A 19,753-nucleotide genomic window follows, 5' to 3' on the forward strand; every position below is an offset into this window, starting at 1 on the left:
GAAATGAGAATACTTGTTTCCTGTGCCAATGGTTCTGGCACGAGTCTAATGATGATGCGGAGTGTTGAAAAAGCAATGAAAGAATTAGGTGTACCGATTACAAAAATTCATCATTGCGCCATTTCAGAAGGAAAAAGCTCTGCTAGCCAATACGACGTTGTTTTTACTCCAGTCAATTTTTTACAAATGTTTCAGCAAGCAGAAAAACGCGGAGTCACAGTGATTGGCATTAAAAATGTAATGTCTGCAAAAGAAATTCAAGAAAAATATATGGCTTCAGATCGTTATCAAAAATCTGAATAAAAGGATGGGAAAGATGAAAAGACCAAACTTACAAATCGCTTTAGATCATAATAGCTTAGAAGACGCTTTAGCAGATTGTATGAAAGTCGGAGAAATTGTCGATATTATCGAAGTTGGCACTATTTTGTGTTTACAAGAAGGCCAAAAAGCAATTCGTTGTTTAAGACGCATGTTTCCTAATAAAACAATTGTTGCTGATACAAAATGTGCTGATGCGGGCGGTACAGTTGCTCGTAATGTCGCACAAGCAGGCGCTGATTTCATGACGGTTATTTGTTGCGCCACCTTGCCAACGATGGCTGCAGCTCAAAAAGAAGTCCGAGAATTACAAGTAGAACTATATGGAGATTGGACAATGCAACAAGCTCGACAATGGCGAGAATTAGGGATTAATCAGGTGATTTATCATCAAAGTAGAGATGCTCTTTTAGCTGGCGGCAGTTGGGGAGAGAAAGATTTGAATAAAGTTCAAGAACTAATTGACTTAGACTTTGAAGTGTCCGTCACAGGTGGTTTAACTGTCGAAACGCTTGAATTGTTTCGAACAATGGCAGTTGCAACATTTATTGCGGGCCGTGGGATTACTGAATCAAAAAATCCTGAACAAGCAGCCAAAGATTTTCAAAAAAAAATCGATCAGATTTGGAAGTGATAAAATGGCACGAATTGGACTGTATGAAAAAGCACTCCCGCAAAGTTTAACTTGGGCAGAACGATTAACATGGGCCAAAAAGTTAGGGTTTGATTTTTTAGAAATGTCAATTGATGAATCCGATGAACGTTTAGCACGATTGGCTTGGACACCAAGCCAGTTACAAGAACTTTCTCAATTAATGGTGAAAGAAGATTTTTTTATCCATTCTTTGTGTTTAAGTGGTCATCGGCGGTTCCCTTTAGGCTCTTTAAATAAAGAAACACGTGAAAAAGGGCGGAAAATTTTATCTCAAGCGATTCGTTTGGCTCATCAATTAAACATACGGGTAATTCAAATAGCTGGCTATGACGTCTTTTACGAAGAAAAAACTGCTGAAACAAGGGAATTTTTTCTTCAAGGTCTGAAAAAGGGCGTTGAGGAAGCTGCACAATACGGTGTCATTCTGGCTGTTGAGATTATGGATGACCCTTTTATGAATAGCATACAAAAATTTCTAGAAATTAAGGAACAAATTCCGTCCCCTTTTTTGCATGTTTATCCTGATTTAGGTAATTTGTCTGCTTGGCCGGAAAATAATCCGGCGGTTGAGCTTGAAAAGGGAATTGCTGAAATCGCTGCTATTCACTTAAAAGATACCTTCGCTGTAACAGACACATTTGAAGGGAAGTTTCGGGAAGTTACTTTTGGAGAAGGCTGTGTTGATTTTACAGGCTTATTAAAAACACTCAAGCGGTTAAACTATAGTGGTCCTTTTTTAATTGAAATGTGGAATGAAACGGATTTGAATTTTCAAGAAAAAATTCAAGCCGCGCAGCAGTATCTCTATCCCAAATTAGCAGAGGTGGGTTATTATGAACAATAAAGCGATCATCCAAGCAATGAAACAACGTGTTTATGAAGCGAATCTGGCTTTGCCAAAACTGGGCTTAGTCAAATTAACGTGGGGCAATGTTAGTGAAATCAATCGGTCATTAGGGATTATCGTAATTAAACCAAGCGGCGTCAAGTATCAAGAAATGACCAAGGAACAGATGGTAGTGACTGATTTAAACGGACAACTATTGGAAACCAATGCATTAAAGCCGTCTTCTGATTTACCCACGCATCTTTATCTCTATCAAAAAATGCCAGAAATTGGAGCGATTGCGCACACGCACTCCCTGAATAGTGTTACGTGGGCTCAAGCAGGGCGAGCCTTACCTCCTTACGGTACCACCCATGCGGATGCTTTTTATGGCGCTGTACCTTGCACAAGAGCGCTCTCTGAAAGTGAAATTAAAGAAAACTATGAAGAAGAGACTGGCAAAGTCATTGTTGAAACATTTCATGAACAAGAATTAGATCCTTTAGCAGTTCCAGGAGTGTTAGTTTATGGACATGGCCCATTTACTTGGGGAATGACTCCGGAAAAAGCAGTTGAAAACAGTTTGATTTTAGATGAAATCTGTTCAATGGCACGTTTGACGGAAATAATTAATCCAGATGTTGAACCAATTGATCATTTTTTATTGGATAAACACTATCTTAGAAAACATGGGATTTCCGCTTATTATGGTCAGTGATGGCTGTGATGAAACGTGTGAAAAAGAAGGATAATTGACTGATTAATTGGTCTTTTATAAAAACTTAGTTGTCTGTTATGGGACAACTAAGTTTTTATTTTTTTAAGAAAGCGTTCTCTTTTTTGGGGGAGAATAGAACAAAACGTTAATTTTCGTTTGTTAAGTTATGAAGAATTTGCGAATTCCAAGACTTTTTCCGCAGAATTAGGTACAATAAGTTACGTGTTAAAGAATTAGAAATGGAGGCAACCCAATCATGATAGGGACTGCTGTAAAAGAATTATTATTAGAAAAACAAGAAACGTTTTTAGTACCCGCCGAAAATGTCGCCAACGTAATGTGTTTAAATCCATTAAGTCACGCGGCATTAGTCTTATCGCAAGTTCGCTATTCCAAGATTCCTGTGTTAGATAAGGGAGATCGCTTTGTTGGCTTAATCGGCTTGACAGACGTTGTAGATAAAATGTTTGATTTGACTTCAGTGGATTTTGAAAAATTGAATGAATTTACTGTGGCCGATGTAATGGAAGTCAATGTTCCTGTAATTGGTGAATCGTGGGATTTAGAAGAAGTGTTACATTTATTAGTAGATGCTTCTTTTTTACCAGTGGTTGATGATAATCAACGCTTTAAAGGTATCATTACACGCAAAGAAATTTTAAAAGCGGTCAATCATATGGCGCATGAATTAGAAAAACATCATCTTGTTCTGCCTAAATCAGAAGAAGAAATGAAAGTAATTTAAATAAAACGCAAGAAACTCTTTACTTTTTTCTCATAAATGCGTTATTCTGTATGATAACACGAAGTAAAGGAGTGCTGTGATTGGACGCATATGAGATTATTCAGTATATTGGCGATGCCAAAAAGCAAACGCCTGTTAAAGTAACACTGAAAGGGCAATTAAAAGAAGTCACGTTTCCGGAAACAATTAAGGTCTTTAATAATTGTAAAACTGGGACATTGTTTGGCGATTGGGCTGACGTAAAACCTTTTTTAGAAGCAAACAAAGAAAAAATTGAGGATTATGTTGTAGAAAACGATGCACGTAACTCAGCAATTCCTTTTCTTGATCTGAAAGACATTAATGCTCGGATTGAACCAGGTGCTTTGATTCGCGAAAAAGTTGAAATTGGCGATCAAGCGGTGATTATGATGGGGGCTATTCTAAATATTGGCGCCGTCGTTGGTGCAGGGACTATGATTGATATGGGCGCTGTTTTGGGCGGTCGTGCAACTGTAGGGAAGCATTGTCATATTGGCGCAGGAACGGTTTTAGCTGGTGTCATTGAACCACCAAGTGCCGCACCTGTGGTTATTGAAAACGAGGTTGTCATTGGAGCGAATGCGGTCGTACTAGAAGGGGTTCGTGTTGGTGAAGGTGCCGTTGTGGCTGCTGGGGCGGTAGTTGTGGAAGACGTTCCAGCGCATACCGTTGTTGCAGGCGTGCCAGCAAAAGTAATTAAACAAATTGATGATAAAACCAAGAGTAAAACAGAGATTTTAGAAGAATTACGTAAACTCTAAAAATAAATTAGTCAGTCGCGATGAAGAAACTTCTTCATGGCGGCTTTCGATTACCCAAAAAATGAAGGAGTGGCTTTTGTGGAGCAAGAAGAATTAATTGCGATTAGACGGCAACTACATCAAATACCTGAAATCGGTTTAGAAGAAAAGGAAACACAAGCCTTTTTACTTAATGAAATTGATAAAATGAAGCAACCTTATCTGCAAGTTCGAACATGGCAAACGGGGATTTTAGTCTTCATAGAAGGCAAAAATCCTCAGAAAACCATCGGCTGGCGTGCTGATATTGATGGTTTACCTATTCAAGAGGAAGTGGTTTCTGCTTTTCAATCAAAACGACCAGGGTTTATGCATGCCTGTGGGCACGATTTTCACATGACAATCGGTTTAGGGGTTTTGAAAGAATTAAGTCAACAGCAACCAGACAATAACTTTTTATTTTTATTTCAACCTGCTGAAGAAAATGAAGCAGGGGGGATGTTGATGTATGAAGACCATGCGTTTGGTGAGTGGTTACCTGATGAATTTTATGCGCTTCATGTTAATCCTGATTTGCCAGTCGGAACTATTAGTACCAGAGTAGGGACATTGTTTGCTGCCACTTGTGAAGTGAACATTACCTTAAAAGGAAAAGGTGGACATGCGGCTTTTCCGCATCAAGCGAATGATATGGTCTTAGCGGCCACAAATTTAATTCAGCAAGCGCAAACGATCGTTAGTCGAAATGTTGATCCTGTGGTTGGGGCAGTCGTTACCTTTGGAACTTTTCATGCAGGGACTGCCTGCAATGTGATTGCCGAAGAAGCAACTTTATCTGGTACAATTCGCACATTGACAGCAGAAACGAATGAACAAACGCAGCGAAGAATTCGCGAAATTAGTGAAGGTATTGCGCAATCTTTTCAATGTGAAGTAACTGTTCATCTTGATCAGAAAGGGTATTTACCTGTAGTGAATGAGCCAGCATGTACCACGAATTTTATTGAATACATGAGCAAACAAGCAACAGTTCAATTTCAACAAGCACCGGTTGCAATGACAGGTGAAGATTTTGGCTATCTATTGTCTAAAGTCCCAGGCACGATGTTTTGGTTAGGCGTGGCAAGTCCCTACAGCCTTCATTCTGCTAAGTTTGAACCGAACGAAGAGGCGTTATTGTTTGGAGTGGAGGCAGTTAGTGGCTTTTTAAAATCATTGGACAATTAGAAAAACAGCCACCAGATAACTAATAAATATCTGGTGGCTGTTTTTTATTTTGCAATAATGGGCGTATTGGGAATCGTAAAACCGGCCTCTGTTAATGCTTTGATATATTGGGCTAGAAATTCTTCTTTGACCGCAAATTGTTTGCCGTTTAGTACATACATGGTCGTTCGCACCGCAAAGTTGCCATTGCCTAAATCGACCATACCAAAAATATCTGGCCCAGTTTGAATACTTTCGATATACTTTTCTTTTAATGTTTCATTGACTTCTGTAATCACTTCACAAATTTTTTCATAACCTTCTTCAGGATTGATGCGGACATCAATTAACACTTGCATATTGGCACGAGACAGGTTACTGATTGTGGTGATGTTTCGGTTTGGAATAAAATGAACAGTTCCATCAACCGCTTTAATTTGAGTGGTTCGTAATCCGACAGAAGTAACAGTTCCTTCAATATTTAACGCCAATAAGCGAATATAATCGCCTACATCCATTTGTTGTTCTAAAATAATGAAAAATCCGGTAATTAAGTCATTCATGAATCCTTGAGCCCCTAAACCAATGGCAACACCGGCAATTCCCGCTCCGGCTAATAATGAGCCAACAGGCACACCGACAATGGTCAAAAGAGAATAGATGAAGAAAAAGAACAGCGTATATTGAAATGCATTAATAATTAAAGTGTGTAACGTTTTTAAACGGCTTTCACTAAAATGTTGCTTTTTACTATAATTTGCATAGGTGCGATCAATTAAATATTTCCCGATTCGCTGAATGATAAAAAATAGAAAAATTAAAAATAAAATTGATAAACTTTTTTCAATTAAGGTAGCGACAATGGCATCCCAATTAATATTGTTCCAAAAGCGTTGTAGCGCGCTCACTTTTTTTACGGTCGCTTCTGCTAAATCAGGAGCAGAAGAATCGACTGTTTCAGTACTGGCTAAACCAAGTATCAACATAAAAATCCAACTTTCTCTAAAATTTCTTCTTTTAGTATACTAAATCTCTCGGCGAAAGGGGAAGAAAATAGAAAGTTTTTTTAAAGACTTAACATGTTTTTTTAGGAATGTTATAATTTTGTAAATAAATAATATATTTTATAATTTTGTTAAAGGTTGTGAGTGCTGCGTGAAAGTTTCAATTGAATGGGCAAAAAATGATTTACTTTCTAAATTACCTGTAACAATTTTTATTGATGAGCGATGTGCTACTCGCTTAACGGCTGACAAGCGACGAACATTCATCTTCCATAATCCAGTCGCTTTACGATTAGGGAGTCGTTTTTTTAGTAGTCAGATAATCGAAATTGCGGAATCATGTACATTGAAAGTTTCCTTTAATTGGTCCTGTGTTTATCTCTTTTGTATCTGGTTACTTGCAGTTAAACTGTGGATTGGAAGCGTTAGCGGTCGAACAATTGTAGTTGTGGCACTAATCGGAGTGCTGACTTATTGGCGTCGTTATTTATTAAAAATAAAGAAAATGACCTGACAAGTCGTGATTGTTTCGTGAAAGAAGAATGCGTAGTATACTAAAAGTAATGAAAATGAAGGGACTGAAGAAACACATGACTTTGGATAAAACAAAAAAATTAGCAAACGGCAATGAAATGCCACGCCTAGGTTTAGGTGTTTGGCGTGTAGAAGATGGCTCAGAAGCAACAAATTCAGTAAAATGGGCTTTAGAAGCGGGTTATCGCTTGATTGATACAGCAGCCGTTTATAAAAACGAAGTAGGGGTGGGCGAAGGCATTCGTCAATCGGGTATTCCCCGCGAAGAAATTTTCGTGACGACGAAATTATGGAATGAAGATCAAGGCTATGAAAATGCGATTAAAGCGTTTGATAAAAGCTTAGAAAAATTAGGGTTAGACTATGTTGATTTATATTTAATTCACTGGCCTGTTGCTGGTAAATATAAAGAATCATGGAAAGCATTAGAAGAAATTTACGCAAGTGGTCGTGCCAAAGCAATTGGCGTTTCCAATTTTCATCAACATCATTTGGAAGATTTATTAACAGAAGCAAATGTTGTGCCAATGGTGGATCAAATTGAATTACATCCTACGTTAACACAAGAACCGCTACGAAAATATTTAGCCGAAAATAAGATTGCCGTGGAGGCTTGGTCTCCTCTAGGACAAGGTAATTTATTATCTGAACCAGTACTAGTGAAAATTGGTGAAAAATATGGTAAATCAGCGGCCCAAGTGATTATTCGTTGGCACTTACAAAATGATATTATCGTGATTCCCAAATCTGTTCACGAAAAAAGAATTCAGGAAAATTTTGCTGTCTTTGATTTTGAATTAACACCAGAAGAAATAACCGCAATTAATCAGTTAAATAAGGATCATCGTTTTGGTGCAGATCCAGATAATTTTGATTTTTAAGTATGATAGCAAGTAAAAACGGAGGGGCGAAAGACGTCCCTCCGTTTTTACTATAATTTTTGAACAAAGTAGTTAAAGAGTGCTTGGGATTTGGCATCACGTGCGTACATTAGTTCAGGATGCCATTGAACAGCTAATAAAGGCTGCTGTTCATTTGTTGATTCCACTGCTTCTGCAAGGCCATCAGAGGACCAAGCAGTAACGCGTAAATCTTTTCCTAAAGTATGTAGTGCTTGGTGATGGTACGAGTTGACTTGACCAGTTGTACCATATATGTTTGATAATTGACTGTCTGGTTCAACATCAATACGATGCGTCGCAAAGATTGGTTGAGTGGGTTGTTGTCCGTGCTTAACTGACCATTGAGGATACATCGATAAATCTTGATATAATGTGCCACCTAAAGCAACATTGACTAATTGCATTCCACGGCAAACCGCAAAAATAGGTTTGTTTTGTTTTAAGGCTTCTTCAATTAGGGCTAACTCAAACTCGTCACGATCACGATTCGTTTCTTCTAATTTTATATGGGGTTCTTGTCCGTAAAATTCAGGGGCAACATCTTGACCGCCTGCTAAAAGTAGTTTATCAATTTGTTGTATATACGTAGCGGCTAATTCTTTGGGGCCAATTGGCAAAACGAGAGGAACGCCACCTGCGGCTTGAACAGCGCTGACAAAACCTTGTGGGGTGTACGTCACTTGGTTACCGTGAAACACTTCAGCTGCCTGCAAAAGTTGATTGCCAGCGATTCCAATAATTTTTTTTGTCATAATAACATCACATCCTCAATAAATTCATACGTTCTATTGTAGCACTTTTTTTGAAAAAAGTGTTTGAGAAGAAGTCGAGACAAGTTTTGTCTCGGACAGCTCTCAAACACAAAAAGCTCAGTAAGTGAACAAGTGAAACTTTTTAACGTTTACGAATGACTTCGATTTTATAACCATCTGGGTCGACAACAAAGTAATAAGATGGTGCAGTTCCAGGTAAGCCTTTTAAGTCAGTGACAGTAAAGCCAGCCGCTTGATGTTTTTCGTGTAATCCTTCTAAATCATCTGTACTGATGGCGATATGACCATAACCGTTTCCTAAATCGTATGCTTCATGATCATAATTATAAGTTAGTTCTAGTTCGTAGTCGTCTCCTGGTAAAGTTAAATAAACCAAAGTAAATTTATTTTCTGGAAAATCACGACGGCGACTTTCTTCAAAATTGAAGGCTTTTTGATAGAAATCTAATGATGCCTCTAAATCTTTTACACGCACACATGTATGAGCCATTTTCATAGTTAAAAACTCCCTTTCAAACTTAATTATATTTCCAACGTTAATAGTAGCATAGATAAACGTGAAATGTAGAGAAAAACGCTTGGTTTCTGACTTGTTCTAAAGGAATTTCTCAGGTAAAATAGATGAAAAGAGAAGAGGTGCGCCAATGAAAACGCCAACGTTTGGAAAAAGAGAAGAGACATTGACCTATCAAACAAGATATGCTGCATACATTATTGTTTCAAAGCCAGAAAATAACACAATGGTTCTGGTACAAGCGCCAAATGGAGCTTATTTTTTACCAGGAGGCGAAATTGAAGGCACCGAAACGAAAGAAGAAGCGATCCACCGAGAAGTGCTAGAAGAATTAGGAATTAGTGTAGAAATTGGCCGTTATTTAGGGGAAGCTGATGAATATTTTTATTCGAACCATCGCCAAACTGCCTATTATAATCCTGGCTATTTTTATGTAGCGAATACTTGGCGGCAACTTAGCGAACCCTTAGAAAGGACCAATACTTTACACTGGGTTGCACCAGAAGAAGCAGTCCGTTTATTAAAAAGAGGAAGCCACCGCTGGGCCGTTGAAAAATGGCTAGCGGCAGCATCATAAAATAACGAATAACCCTCAATCTATGTTGATTAGATTGAGGGTTATTGTTATTGAAAAGAATGTTTAAATTAAAACCATTTTTTCAATAATTTGAGCGACACCATCTTCGTCATTACTAGTGGTATGCACATCGGCAATTGTTTTAACATTTTCTGTCGCATTGCCCATCGCAACACCAATCCCAGCGTAATCAATCATGGATAAGTCATTTTCATTGTCACCAATGGCCATCACTTCGTCTTTATTTAAGCCTAAATGGTCTGCCAATTTTGCTAGAGCATTGCCTTTGCTAGCATTTTTATTCATGATTTCATAGTAAAAAGGCGTACTTTTAACAGTCGTATATTTTTCGGTAAAATGTAATGGTAATTTTGCAATGGCAGGATCTAAAACTTCCGGCTCATCAATCATCATCATTTTAATAATGTTCATCTCTGGTGTCATTTCATCCACCGTACGATATTTTAAAGGCATGTTCACTAAAGATGCTTCGTGAATCGTATATTTACCAATATTGCGATTGGCAGTGTAAATAGCGGAATCATCAATTGTATGCAAGTGAGCGCCGACTTTACGAGAATACATTTCAATTTCTAAAAAATCCTCATAACTCAAGGTATAGCGTGAAATAATCGTATTATCTTTGGTTGCTTGGACAAGCGAACCGTTGTAGGTAATCACGAAATCATTTTCACCATATAAGGCTAATTCATCCAATTGTTCTTTCACGCCTGGCAAAGGACGGCCTGTACATAAAACAATACGAACACCTTGCTCATTTGCTTTTTGGAGCGCTTCTTTGACCCGTGGGGTAATCTTGTGTTGTGAATTTAGCAATGTTCCGTCGATATCAATAGCAACTAACTTAATTGACATAGAATCCTCCTAGAAAACCTATTTTTTTAAAACTAACGCACCATTATGAATGTAACTTGAAAACTCACGATACGTCTCATCAAATAAATCGTAATGTTTTTTATTTCCTTGGTCAAGCATTTCTTTAGGGAAATAGAAACGTTCATCTCCTTGACTCTGACCAGCAAGTGCTGCAACTAGGGGACTGACCGTTGCCAATTCCACTAATGAGCCATCTTTTTGCATCAATTCAATTTGTGTACGATGACGGTCTTTATTTGGACGATAAAAATCGTAAGGTAAATCATAGCTTGAATTAATGGCAGTATAATATTTAGGGTTGAAACCAACTTTTTCAATCAATTCCCTTAAATAAGCAATCGTTGCTGCGCTCTCTTTTTCGTTAGTAAAGGTGGCTGACTTCAGAGGCTTACGCATAAGGAAACGTTTGGCTAAATCACCTAGAATTGAATCAGGCACATCCATCCATTGTGTAAAGTACGTAGAGAGGACGCCATCATCCAATTTTAAATATTCTTGTAAGGTGAAGTCCCCTTTAAAGAATGGTACAAGCAGAGAGGCTTGTAAATCATAGTCAAATTCAGGGTTTTCAAATAATTCTTTCGCCCGATGCAATAAATGATCAAGAATCACTTCCATCCCACGAGAAACAGGGTGGAAATAGACTTGGACATACATTTGGTAACGACTAACGATATAGTCTTCCACCGCATGCATCCCATTCATAGCAAAGGCAATGCCTCCTTTGTATGGTCGAATCACACGTAAGATTCTAGTTAAATCGAAGGTTCCGTATTCCGTCCCTGTAAAGTAAGCATCACGTAACAGATAGTCCATGCGATCGGCATCAATTTGACTAGAAATCATTTGCACCACTTGAGGATTTGGGTATTGTTTAGTAATAACGCTGGCGACTTTTTCAGGAAAATCTGCCGAAACACGATTTAAAATTTGATAGACTTCCGTTTCTGGTGAGGTGATGATTTGGACCGTGATTGCTTCATGGTTTGTATCAAAAATATGCTCGAATGTATGTGAATAAGGACCATGACCGACATCATGTAATAAAGCTGCGCAAAGTGTAATCAGGCGCTCGTCATCATTCCAGCCGTTTTCACCTAATCGTTCCACAGAGTAGTTACGTTGGAAAATCTCACAAATCCGACGTGTAATTTCGTAAACACCCAAAGAATGGGAAAAACGACTATGTTCGGCACCGTGAAACGTAAAAGAAGAAGTACCTAGTTGCTTAATGCGACGTAATCGTTGCACTTCAGCAGAATTAATAAGGTCTAAAATCACTTGATGTTGGACATGAATATAATTATGGACGGGATCACGAAAAACTTTTTCGATTGGTAATCGTTGCTCTTTATACGGAATCGTCATAAGATCTCTCCTTTAATTAAGGCGTTTCGTTGCGCCATTTTTTCCAGCTGGACAGTTAAATTTGTTTGGAACCATTCTGAGGTTATAATTGGTTCGGTTAAGTTTGGATCAATAGATTTTTCAAATTGTTGAGGTAATGCTTCGATTAAACGGGTTTTTACGGCGTCTATTGTTAATGGAGTCTCAATCAGGGTTTCTAAATTTGCCATCACTGCTGGATCAACGGGTGGATAGCCATTTTCACCAAATTGTTCTTGTAACCCAGCAAGGTAAAAGTCTCGAACCACTTCTCCACGAGCAAGTTGATTGCCGTTAACGCTGATGTAAATCATGACAGAAATACCGTCTTTGACGCGTCGTTGGGCAATCCCTGCAAACTTTTGACCGCCAATACTTAAATCATAAGTACCGGGACAATAGGATGTAGTAATTTCAAAGGCGTCAATCTCTTTCTCCGGAAAACTCTGACGGAGCCAAGCCCACATTAATTCATAAGCCGCATCGATACTTAATTTGTGTTCAGAATTATTTGGTAAAATAAGTGAAACATTTAAAATACCCGAATCGGCAATCACCCCTAAACCGCCGGCATTGCGAACGACTACAGAATAATCGTTTTCTTGCAGAGAAGCGATGCCTTCTTTTAGATGTGGTACACGGGTATCTTTCATGCCAAGAATCATTGCTTGATCCAATTGCCAGAAATGAATGATTGGTTGGTGCTGCATTCCTGAAAAAGTAGTTAAAACATCGGTCAAAGCAAAAGGAAAAAAATAGTCACTGTTTGTTAAACAACCTGAATCAAGGAGCATAAATGATTCGGTGTGAAGGGGAAAAGTTGTGCTCATAAAAAACGTCCTGTCTATTTATAATTACGTCATTTAATACGTTTATTTTCTTACTCTCTCTTATATTATATACAAAAAACGCAAAAAAGCATGTTATATAAACGAATTCTGAAGGAATTCTCTAAAATAGTAAACGGTTTTCTTATTAAATAGATGAAACAAATGCTTGCAACCCGTGAAAAGAGCTTATACAATAAGAAAAGGTACATAAGCAAGGAAAAATTGACTTTAGTTGACAAATACATTGAAAAAGTCAACAATAAGAAAGTTATATTTTGGAAAAGGAGTGACCATTATGGATTTATCAACAGGCGTTCCTGTATCGATTCAACTAAAAACGATTGTCCAACAAGGCAACGAACAAAAAGATTTTTTCTTTGACTTAGAAGGTCAATTAGTAAAAATGGGTGATACATTATACATTCGTTACAAAGAAGAATTATTAGAGGATACAGAGCCAACCCCCGTAACCATTAAAATTGAACCAGACGGGCATGTTCAGTTGATTCGTGCCGGTGAATTACGGATGCGTTTAAGATTTGGCTATCAGGAAAAATTAGATACAAGTTATCGAACCCCTTATGGCTTGCTGCAGATTAGTACGTTTACACATAATTTGCGTGTTAGTTTAAAAGATCAACCAATGTCTGGTAAGATTTTAGTTGATTATGATTTATACTCTCAAACAGAGCGAATCGGAGAATATCATTTAGAATTAGAATTTACTGCATAAATATTGCAGAATAGAATTGATTTTTTTTCAATGTTTTTGTATGATAAGGAGTAGACTGTGAAAGGACGTGTACCTCTTGGAAATTAATGTATTTGAAGGGTTAAACAAAAAAGAATTATCCATGATTGAAGTAGCACACGCTATTTTAGAACAACATGCAGATGTAATGGATTTTTCTGATTTAGTTAACCAAATCCAAAATTATCTTGGCAAGTCTGATAGTGAAATTCGTGACCAATTAGCACAATTTTATACAGATTTAAACATCGACGGTAGCTTTATCTCATTGGGAGACAATCGTTGGGGCTTACGTTCATGGTATCCAATCGATTCAATCGATGAAGAAGTTACACATGGCTTGGAAGAAGACGAAGAAGATGCACCACGTCGTAGAAAACGTAAAAAAGTAAATGCCTTCATCACTAATCCAAACGATGAAGATGTAATTGACTATAACGATGACGATCCAGAAGATGCTGAATTAACAAATGATGATGAAGAAGACATCTTGTACGATGATGAAGAAGATGAAGATGAAGAAATCAAAGCATACAACTCTGACTTACAAGAGATTGGTGCAGATTCAGACGATGATGAAGAAGATATTCCGCAAATCGAAGAAGATTTAACGATCATTGATGACGATGATGTTGAAGATGAAGACGATTTTGATGACGAATATTCTGAAGAGTAAGAAACCAAAAAGCTTGATTCCTAAGAAGGAGTCAAGCTTTTTAGTTGAATGCTTAAGAAAAATGAGAAAATAGAAAAAATTATTTTCTTGAATAGAAGTACTTGACCTGATGTTCGTTTGCTTGTATTATACTACTTGGGCACCTTTAAGAAGGTCAGAAGTTTGAACGAACTTACAAGCTCCCTATTCGTAATGGATAGGGAGCTTTTCTATTTTTGTTTCTTTTTTATTTGGAGAAACGTAAGAGTCTCAAAGTTGTTTTACTTCTCTCTACAAAATATTATCAAAGAAAGGGTTTTTAACTATTATGACAAAATACATCTTTGTTACAGGTGGCGTGGTTTCTTCTATCGGAAAAGGGATTGTCGCAGCATCTTTAGGACGATTATTAAAAAATCGTGGATTAAAAGTAACGATTCAAAAATTCGATCCATATATTAATGTGGATCCGGGGACAATGAGTCCTTACCAACATGGAGAGGTTTTTGTCACAGATGATGGTGCCGAAACAGATTTGGACTTAGGTCACTATGAACGTTTTATTGATATTAACTTAAATAAATACTCAAACGTAACCACTGGAAAAATTTATTCAGAAGTCTTACGTAAAGAACGTAAAGGGGAATACTTAGGTGCAACAGTGCAAGTTATTCCACACATTACCAATGAAATCAAAGAAAAAATTATGCGTGCAGCGAAAATGACGGATGCCGATGTGATTATCACAGAAGTAGGTGGTACTGTCGGCGACATCGAATCATTACCTTTCCTAGAAGCATTGCGTCAAATGAAAGCTGATATGGGTAGTGACAACGTAATGTACATCCATACAACCTTGATTCCTTACTTAAAAGCGGCTGGCGAAATGAAAACTAAACCAACACAACATAGTGTCAAAGAATTAAGAAGTTTAGGGATTCAACCAAATATTTTAGTGGTCCGTACAGAATTACCTGTTTCTCAAAACACTAAAAACAAATTAGCACAATTCTGTGATGTTAATCCAGAAGCGGTAATTGAATCTCGTGATGTTGAAACATTGTACTCCATTCCATTAGCACTTCAAGCACAAAACATGGATCAAATTGTTTGTGATCATTTAAAATTGGATGCACCGGCTGCAGACATGACTGAGTGGCGTGCATTAGAAGAAAAAGTTCTTAACTTGAAAAAGAAAACAAAAATTGCGCTGGTTGGTAAATATGTTGAATTACCAGATGCCTATATTTCTGTTGTAGAAGCATTAAAACATGCTGGGTTTGATTTTGATTCAGATATCGAAATTGATTGGGTTGATTCACAAGAATTAACTGCTGAAAATGTCGCTGAAAGAATTGGTTCAGCAGATGGTATTTTGGTTCCTGGTGGTTTTGGTGATCGTGGAATTGAAGGAAAAATTGAAGCGATTCGTTTTGCTCGCGAAAATGACGTACCATTCCTTGGCATTTGCTTAGGTATGCAAATGGCCTGTGTAGAATTTGGTCGTAACGTTGTGGGCTTAGAAGATGCTGGTTCTGCAGAAACTAATCCTGACGTGACAAATAACATTATTGATTTAATGGCAGATCAAGAAAACATCGAGAATTTAGGTGGCACACTACGTTTAGGTTTATATCCATGTAAATTGAAAAAAGGAACGAAAACTGCGGCAGCATACGGAAATGAAGATGTTGTCCAAGAACGTCACCGTCATCGTTATGAATTTAACAACAAATATCGTCAATTATTTGAAGAAAATGGCTTAGTTTTCTCTGGAGTTTCACCAGATAATCGTTTAGTTGAGATTGTTGAAATTCCTGAAAAACAATTCTTTGTGGCTTGTCAATTCCACCCAGAATTAATTTCTCGTCCAAATCGCCCACAACGCTTAATCAAAGGATTTGTTGGTGCAGCTTTGGCAAATAAAGAAAGTAAATAAGCAAAAATGGACGAAGTGATTCAGTTCACTTCGTCCATTTTTAATCTAAAAAAGTACGGGGCTCATCATGAGCCCCGTACTTTTTATGCTGCTTTATTTTCATCTGGTTTAGAACTACTTTCAGGTGGTTGCGGCGGTTCTTGTGAACTAGAACTTGATGGTTCAGGTGGTTGTTCCGATGTTGCTGGTTGCTCTGCTGAGGAAGAGCTTGCCGGTTGTTCGGTTGATGGTGGCGCTTCAGAGGAAGAAGGCGCACTTTCTGAACTAGAACTTGATGAACTTTCCGCTTCTTTTGTGGAAGAGGATTCCACCGTACTGCTAGATTCCGGCTGTGGTGCTGAAGAGGTAGTACTTGGTAAAACTTGTACATTTGGTACCTCATAGGCATCTTTCACGTATAATTCATTACCTACCCGCACAACACTGTCTGGCTGCACCCAGTCATCGTTTGAAACATTTTGAGACAAGTAACTCATTATTTCACGATAAACATCCGAGGCAATCCCATAGTATTCTTGATAGATTGGTGTATTTCGATCATTGTATCCAGTCCAAACAGAAACGGCATAGTGTGTTGTATAACCAACAAAGGTACTATCCGGGGCAATTCCTTTTTCTGTTGTGCCCATTCGCGCTAAATCTTCATCAGTATAGTTAGAAGTCCCTGTTTTGGCCGCTTGGATTAAGCCTGGAATGGCGCCGTTAAATCCTGTTCCGCCGTTTAAAACATCTTTTAACATATCCGTCATCATATAGGCGGTAGAGTCTTTCATTGCACGTTTGCCATCAGGTTGATAATCAACGCTAGTTCCATCATTGAAAACGACTTTGTTTACGTAATACGGTTTGTTGTAAATCCCGTTATTGGCGAAAGCCGCATAAGCTGCTGCTAACTTCAATGAGGAAATTCCATATTTATCGCCATCTACATCGCTTGTGTTACTTGAAATGGCATTCGAGGCTTCTAAGTTTTTATAGTCAATTCCTAGCCCTTTAATGAAAGGCATGATGTTTTCTTTACCAACTTCATCAAACGTCTGGACCGCAGTCGTGTTACGAGAACCCATAATCGCACGGCGCATAGTAATGACGCCTTGATATGTTAAATCAGAGTTGAAGACATCAATGTCGGTACCAGGATATTTCGTTGGTTTATCCACCATGAGGCGACCTGTCGAATAATTTAAATTCTCAATTGCGGGACCATAATCCATGATTGGTTTCACGGTTGAACCAACATCACGTTGGGTGTTAACAGCTAAATTGTTTCCTAATTGTACATCATCAGGAATGTGACGACCACCAATCTGTGCTCGGACTTGTCCAGAGGCAACATCAATAACGGTTGAAGCCACTTGCATTTTATCATCTGGAAACGCAACGTATTGATCACTGTTGACAATATCGTAAAGTTGTTTTTGGGCATTCATATCTAAGTTTGTGTAGATATCTAGTCCGTCTGTGTAAACATTTTTACCAGTTTTTGCTTTCACTTCATTGATTACTTCTTTGACGTAATTATCTACGACTTTTCGATTGTCATCACTGGCTTTTAATGGCACTAAGCCTTCATCGATTGGAGTAGCTTTGGCTTTTTCGTACTCTGCTTTCGAGATTTTTTTATTGTCGTACATTGTGTAGAGTACGACATCTCGGCGTTCTTTAGCAGTATCTGGTTTTGTATAGGGATCGTATGAGTTTGGCGCTTGTGGCATTCCTGCCAGTAGGGCCGTTTGTGGTAAATCAAGTTCAGATAAATGTTTACCATAATAATTTTCAGCCGCTGTTTCCATTCCATAAAAACCATTCGCCATGTAGACTTTGTTAATGTAGTAAGTTAAAATTTCTTCTTTTGATTTTTCACGTTCTAAACGAACAGCCATCCATGCTTCTTGTGCTTTCCGTTTCAAGGTTTGGTCAGATTCTTTTGTAGAGAAGTAGGACAATTTAATTAATTGTTGGGTTAAGGTACTTCCGCCTTGTAATCCACCATTTTTGACATTTGAAAGGGCAGAACCGATAATCCGAATCGGATCCACACCAATGTGTTTATAGAAACGACGGTCTTCGACAGAAACAATGGCATCTTTTAATAATTGAGGCACATCATTTGGTTGAATTAATTCACGCTTTTCTGCGCCTAAATCCTCAAAAATTTCATTATTAATATCGTAAAGCTTCGATGAAACTGTCGCATTCAGTTTGTCATCTTCTAATTTTGGGGCTTGTCGTGCATAGAACCAAAAAAGACCAACGCCTGCTAAAAAAGCGACCATCCCAGCGATAAGTAAGCCAAGAAAGATTTTTAAAACAAGCCGTTTTTTCTTTTTCGGCGGTTGTGTCTTTTTCTTGTAACTTGACTTCGATGAGGTGTTGGATGCATGTCTAGCAGCTCGCGAGCCTGAATTTGCGGTTGGCATAAATAGCAACTCCTTTGTTATACTTTCAAAACTTTATGAATCTAGTGTGTCTGAATATATTGTTCCACTGCGTCGAGATAAGGGATTCGCGGTGCGATTCCAAAAGATAATTCAATTCCTTCTTTCTCGATGAGTGCAAGCGGCATAGATTTTTTTCCAGTAACTGCTTGGTTTTTCCAATGCGTTATTAGATTTTCACCACTAAAAAAGAAGCAGCGTTTTAAGCTTGAAAACCATAATAGCACAAAACAAATCCCTTGTTGTGCTATACATTGTTCCATATGATCAATTTGATGTTGATGAAAATTTTTAAAGGGAAAGGACGTGGTATTTTTCGTTTCTTTCGCTTCAAAATCTATGTAACGGCCTTGATATACACCGTTATAATCAGTCGTTGAAGCTTGTCTAAAGTAGGCCTCCTTAATAACAGCCGCACTTCGTTTGGGATAATCTACTTTAACAATTTGAACAGGAGTTGGTTTCTTATGAACGACTGCTTGCTTATTCAATAGATAATATTGATTGCTTTGATTGATCGCTTCTTCGAAATCCATCCCACGATTACCAAATTCAACGGGGCGTTTCTTTTTTACTTGTTTTTTTGGTGATTGTGCTTCATGATGATTATAAGGTATTCCGTTAGGATAATGGAACGTCACGTTTATCACACTCCTAGCCTGTATTATACCAAAAAAAAGACCTGAAAGAAAAGGGATGACTTATGGAAATGATAAAAACCCTCTATGTCACCGGTTATCGCAGCTTTGAATTGGGGATATTTCAAGGAAAAGACCCGAAAATCACAGTTATTAAAAATGTCTTAAAAAAAGAGTTAGCCAGTTATATTGAAACGGGAGTAGAATGGATTTTGATTTCTGGCAATTTAGGTGTTGAACTTTGGACAGCTGAAGTAGTTGGGGAATTAAAAACGGAATATCCAGAAGTTCAGCTAGGTTTACTTTATCCGTTTAAAGACTTTGGCAATAATTGGAATGAACAAAATCGAGAACTGTTAACGAAAGCGGAAAGTTTGGCTGATTATATCAACTCAGTAAGTCACCAGCCCTATCAATCGCCAGCACAATTAAAAATGCATACAAAATTTCTTTTGGAACATTCTGGGGGCAGCTTACTTATTTATGACAAAGAGTACCCTGGCAAAACGGAGTATTTTTTAAAGGATGCACAACATTTTTCGGAACGAGAACCCTATGATATTCGCTTAATTACAATGGATGATTTACAAAACTCGGTGATTGATTAGAGAATCTGTTTGATTTTCTAGCTATTTTTCGTTACAATAGTATTTGTGGAACTATGAAATTTTCTATCGTAAATA

22 protein-coding genes are annotated in these 19,753 nt (G+C 37.8%); 14 read left to right on the plus strand and 8 right to left on the minus strand.

What is annotated here, in order from left to right; translation table 11 throughout:
* Positions 1-3: 3 nt before the first annotated feature.
* The 7 genes from IGL90_RS04480 to IGL90_RS04510 all read left to right on the plus strand — a co-directional run bounded on the left by IGL90_RS04480 (position 4) and on the right by IGL90_RS04510 (position 5,253).
* Positions 4-303: a PTS sugar transporter subunit IIB gene (locus tag IGL90_RS04480; protein WP_002358018.1), complete on the plus strand. Its 300-nt coding sequence runs from the start codon at positions 4-6 to the stop codon at positions 301-303.
* 13 nt (positions 304-316) lie between these two features.
* The gene (locus IGL90_RS04485) at positions 317-955 is read left to right on the plus strand and encodes a 3-dehydro-L-gulonate-6-phosphate decarboxylase (protein ID WP_048737758.1); all 639 of its coding nucleotides are present in this window, start codon (positions 317-319) and stop codon (positions 953-955) included.
* 4 nt (positions 956-959) lie between these two features.
* Positions 960-1,820, plus strand: coding sequence for an L-ribulose-5-phosphate 3-epimerase (locus IGL90_RS04490; protein ID WP_048737760.1), 861 nt, complete (start codon positions 960-962; stop codon positions 1,818-1,820).
* Positions 1,810-2,520, plus strand: a complete 711-nt coding sequence (locus IGL90_RS04495) for an L-ribulose-5-phosphate 4-epimerase (RefSeq protein WP_002363709.1) — start codon at positions 1,810-1,812, stop codon at positions 2,518-2,520. The genes IGL90_RS04490 and IGL90_RS04495 overlap by 11 nt, the downstream gene beginning before the upstream one ends.
* A gap of 256 nt (positions 2,521-2,776) precedes the next feature.
* Complete coding sequence (gene cbpB, locus IGL90_RS04500; RefSeq protein WP_002358013.1) at positions 2,777-3,265, plus strand: cyclic-di-AMP-binding protein CbpB; 489 nt, start codon at positions 2,777-2,779, stop codon at positions 3,263-3,265.
* An 80-nt stretch (positions 3,266-3,345) separates the two neighbouring features.
* The gene (gene dapD / locus IGL90_RS04505) at positions 3,346-4,047 is read left to right on the plus strand and encodes a 2,3,4,5-tetrahydropyridine-2,6-dicarboxylate N-acetyltransferase (RefSeq protein ID WP_002358012.1); all 702 of its coding nucleotides are present in this window, start codon (positions 3,346-3,348) and stop codon (positions 4,045-4,047) included.
* A 36-nt stretch (positions 4,048-4,083) separates the two neighbouring features.
* A complete protein-coding gene (locus IGL90_RS04510) occupies positions 4,084-5,253 on the plus strand; it encodes an N-acetyldiaminopimelate deacetylase (RefSeq protein WP_002386002.1) in 1,170 nt (389 codons plus the stop codon).
* A gap of 44 nt (positions 5,254-5,297) precedes the next feature.
* On the opposite strand, the gene IGL90_RS04515 is transcribed toward IGL90_RS04510, so the two are convergent.
* On the minus strand, positions 5,298-6,218 hold the full coding sequence (locus tag IGL90_RS04515; protein ID WP_002382128.1) for a mechanosensitive ion channel family protein: 921 nt from the start codon (positions 6,216-6,218) through the stop codon (positions 5,298-5,300).
* Positions 6,219-6,387: 169 nt separating this feature from the next.
* On the opposite strand from IGL90_RS04515, the gene IGL90_RS04520 reads away from it, so the two are divergent.
* Both IGL90_RS04520 and IGL90_RS04525 read left to right on the plus strand, forming a co-directional pair.
* Positions 6,388-6,750, plus strand: coding sequence for a hypothetical protein (locus IGL90_RS04520; protein WP_002358008.1), 363 nt, complete (start codon positions 6,388-6,390; stop codon positions 6,748-6,750).
* A gap of 28 nt (positions 6,751-6,778) precedes the next feature.
* On the plus strand, positions 6,779-7,651 hold the full coding sequence (locus tag IGL90_RS04525; RefSeq protein ID WP_002393437.1) for an aldo/keto reductase: 873 nt from the start codon (positions 6,779-6,781) through the stop codon (positions 7,649-7,651).
* A 50-nt stretch (positions 7,652-7,701) separates the two neighbouring features.
* Here IGL90_RS04525 and IGL90_RS04530 read toward each other — a convergent pair whose 3' ends face one another.
* A complete protein-coding gene (locus IGL90_RS04530; protein ID WP_002358005.1) occupies positions 7,702-8,424 on the minus strand; it encodes a gamma-glutamyl-gamma-aminobutyrate hydrolase family protein in 723 nt (240 codons plus the stop codon).
* A 142-nt stretch (positions 8,425-8,566) separates the two neighbouring features.
* A complete protein-coding gene (gene gloA / locus IGL90_RS04535) occupies positions 8,567-8,941 on the minus strand; it encodes a lactoylglutathione lyase (RefSeq protein ID WP_048737764.1) in 375 nt (124 codons plus the stop codon).
* A 148-nt stretch (positions 8,942-9,089) separates the two neighbouring features.
* On the opposite strand from gloA, the gene IGL90_RS04540 reads away from it, so the two are divergent.
* Positions 9,090-9,536: an NUDIX hydrolase gene (locus IGL90_RS04540; RefSeq protein ID WP_002363716.1), complete on the plus strand. Its 447-nt coding sequence runs from the start codon at positions 9,090-9,092 to the stop codon at positions 9,534-9,536.
* A 63-nt stretch (positions 9,537-9,599) separates the two neighbouring features.
* Here IGL90_RS04540 and yidA read toward each other — a convergent pair whose 3' ends face one another.
* The 3 genes from yidA to IGL90_RS04555 are packed head-to-tail and all read right to left on the minus strand — an operon-like array spanning position 9,600 to position 12,613.
* Positions 9,600-10,412 carry a sugar-phosphatase gene (gene yidA / locus IGL90_RS04545; protein WP_002377829.1) on the minus strand — a complete coding sequence of 271 codons (813 nt, stop codon included), beginning with the start codon at positions 10,410-10,412 and terminating at the stop codon, positions 9,600-9,602.
* A gap of 18 nt (positions 10,413-10,430) precedes the next feature.
* Positions 10,431-11,801 carry a dNTPase gene (locus IGL90_RS04550; protein WP_002357999.1) on the minus strand — a complete coding sequence of 457 codons (1,371 nt, stop codon included), beginning with the start codon at positions 11,799-11,801 and terminating at the stop codon, positions 10,431-10,433.
* A complete protein-coding gene (locus IGL90_RS04555) occupies positions 11,798-12,613 on the minus strand; it encodes a lipoate--protein ligase family protein (protein ID WP_016634759.1) in 816 nt (271 codons plus the stop codon). Before IGL90_RS04555 ends, IGL90_RS04550 begins: the two co-directional genes overlap by 4 nt.
* Before the next feature lie 331 nt (positions 12,614-12,944).
* On the opposite strand from IGL90_RS04555, the gene IGL90_RS04560 reads away from it, so the two are divergent.
* From IGL90_RS04560 to IGL90_RS04570, 3 genes are all read left to right on the plus strand, one after another.
* Entirely contained in the window at positions 12,945-13,382 is a 438-nt protein-coding gene (locus IGL90_RS04560; RefSeq protein WP_002382132.1) for a DUF1934 domain-containing protein, read from the plus strand.
* A 76-nt stretch (positions 13,383-13,458) separates the two neighbouring features.
* Positions 13,459-14,076 carry a DNA-directed RNA polymerase subunit delta gene (rpoE, locus tag IGL90_RS04565; protein ID WP_002357996.1) on the plus strand — a complete coding sequence of 206 codons (618 nt, stop codon included), beginning with the start codon at positions 13,459-13,461 and terminating at the stop codon, positions 14,074-14,076.
* A gap of 307 nt (positions 14,077-14,383) precedes the next feature.
* Complete coding sequence (locus tag IGL90_RS04570; protein WP_002357995.1) at positions 14,384-15,994, plus strand: CTP synthase; 1,611 nt, start codon at positions 14,384-14,386, stop codon at positions 15,992-15,994.
* 83 nt (positions 15,995-16,077) lie between these two features.
* Here IGL90_RS04570 and IGL90_RS04575 read toward each other — a convergent pair whose 3' ends face one another.
* On the minus strand, positions 16,078-18,414 hold the full coding sequence (locus IGL90_RS04575; RefSeq protein ID WP_002360569.1) for a PBP1A family penicillin-binding protein: 2,337 nt from the start codon (positions 18,412-18,414) through the stop codon (positions 16,078-16,080).
* A gap of 41 nt (positions 18,415-18,455) precedes the next feature.
* Positions 18,456-19,073 carry a Holliday junction resolvase RecU gene (gene recU, locus IGL90_RS04580; protein ID WP_002388848.1) on the minus strand — a complete coding sequence of 206 codons (618 nt, stop codon included), beginning with the start codon at positions 19,071-19,073 and terminating at the stop codon, positions 18,456-18,458.
* 62 nt (positions 19,074-19,135) lie between these two features.
* On the opposite strand from recU, the gene IGL90_RS04585 reads away from it, so the two are divergent.
* The gene (locus IGL90_RS04585) at positions 19,136-19,678 is read left to right on the plus strand and encodes a DUF1273 domain-containing protein (protein WP_002369608.1); all 543 of its coding nucleotides are present in this window, start codon (positions 19,136-19,138) and stop codon (positions 19,676-19,678) included.
* Positions 19,679-19,753 lie beyond the last annotated feature (75 nt).

Origin of the sequence: Enterococcus sp. DIV1307a (genome assembly GCF_050537425.1) — a bacterium.
Classification (GTDB): domain Bacteria; phylum Bacillota; class Bacilli; order Lactobacillales; family Enterococcaceae; genus Enterococcus; species Enterococcus faecalis.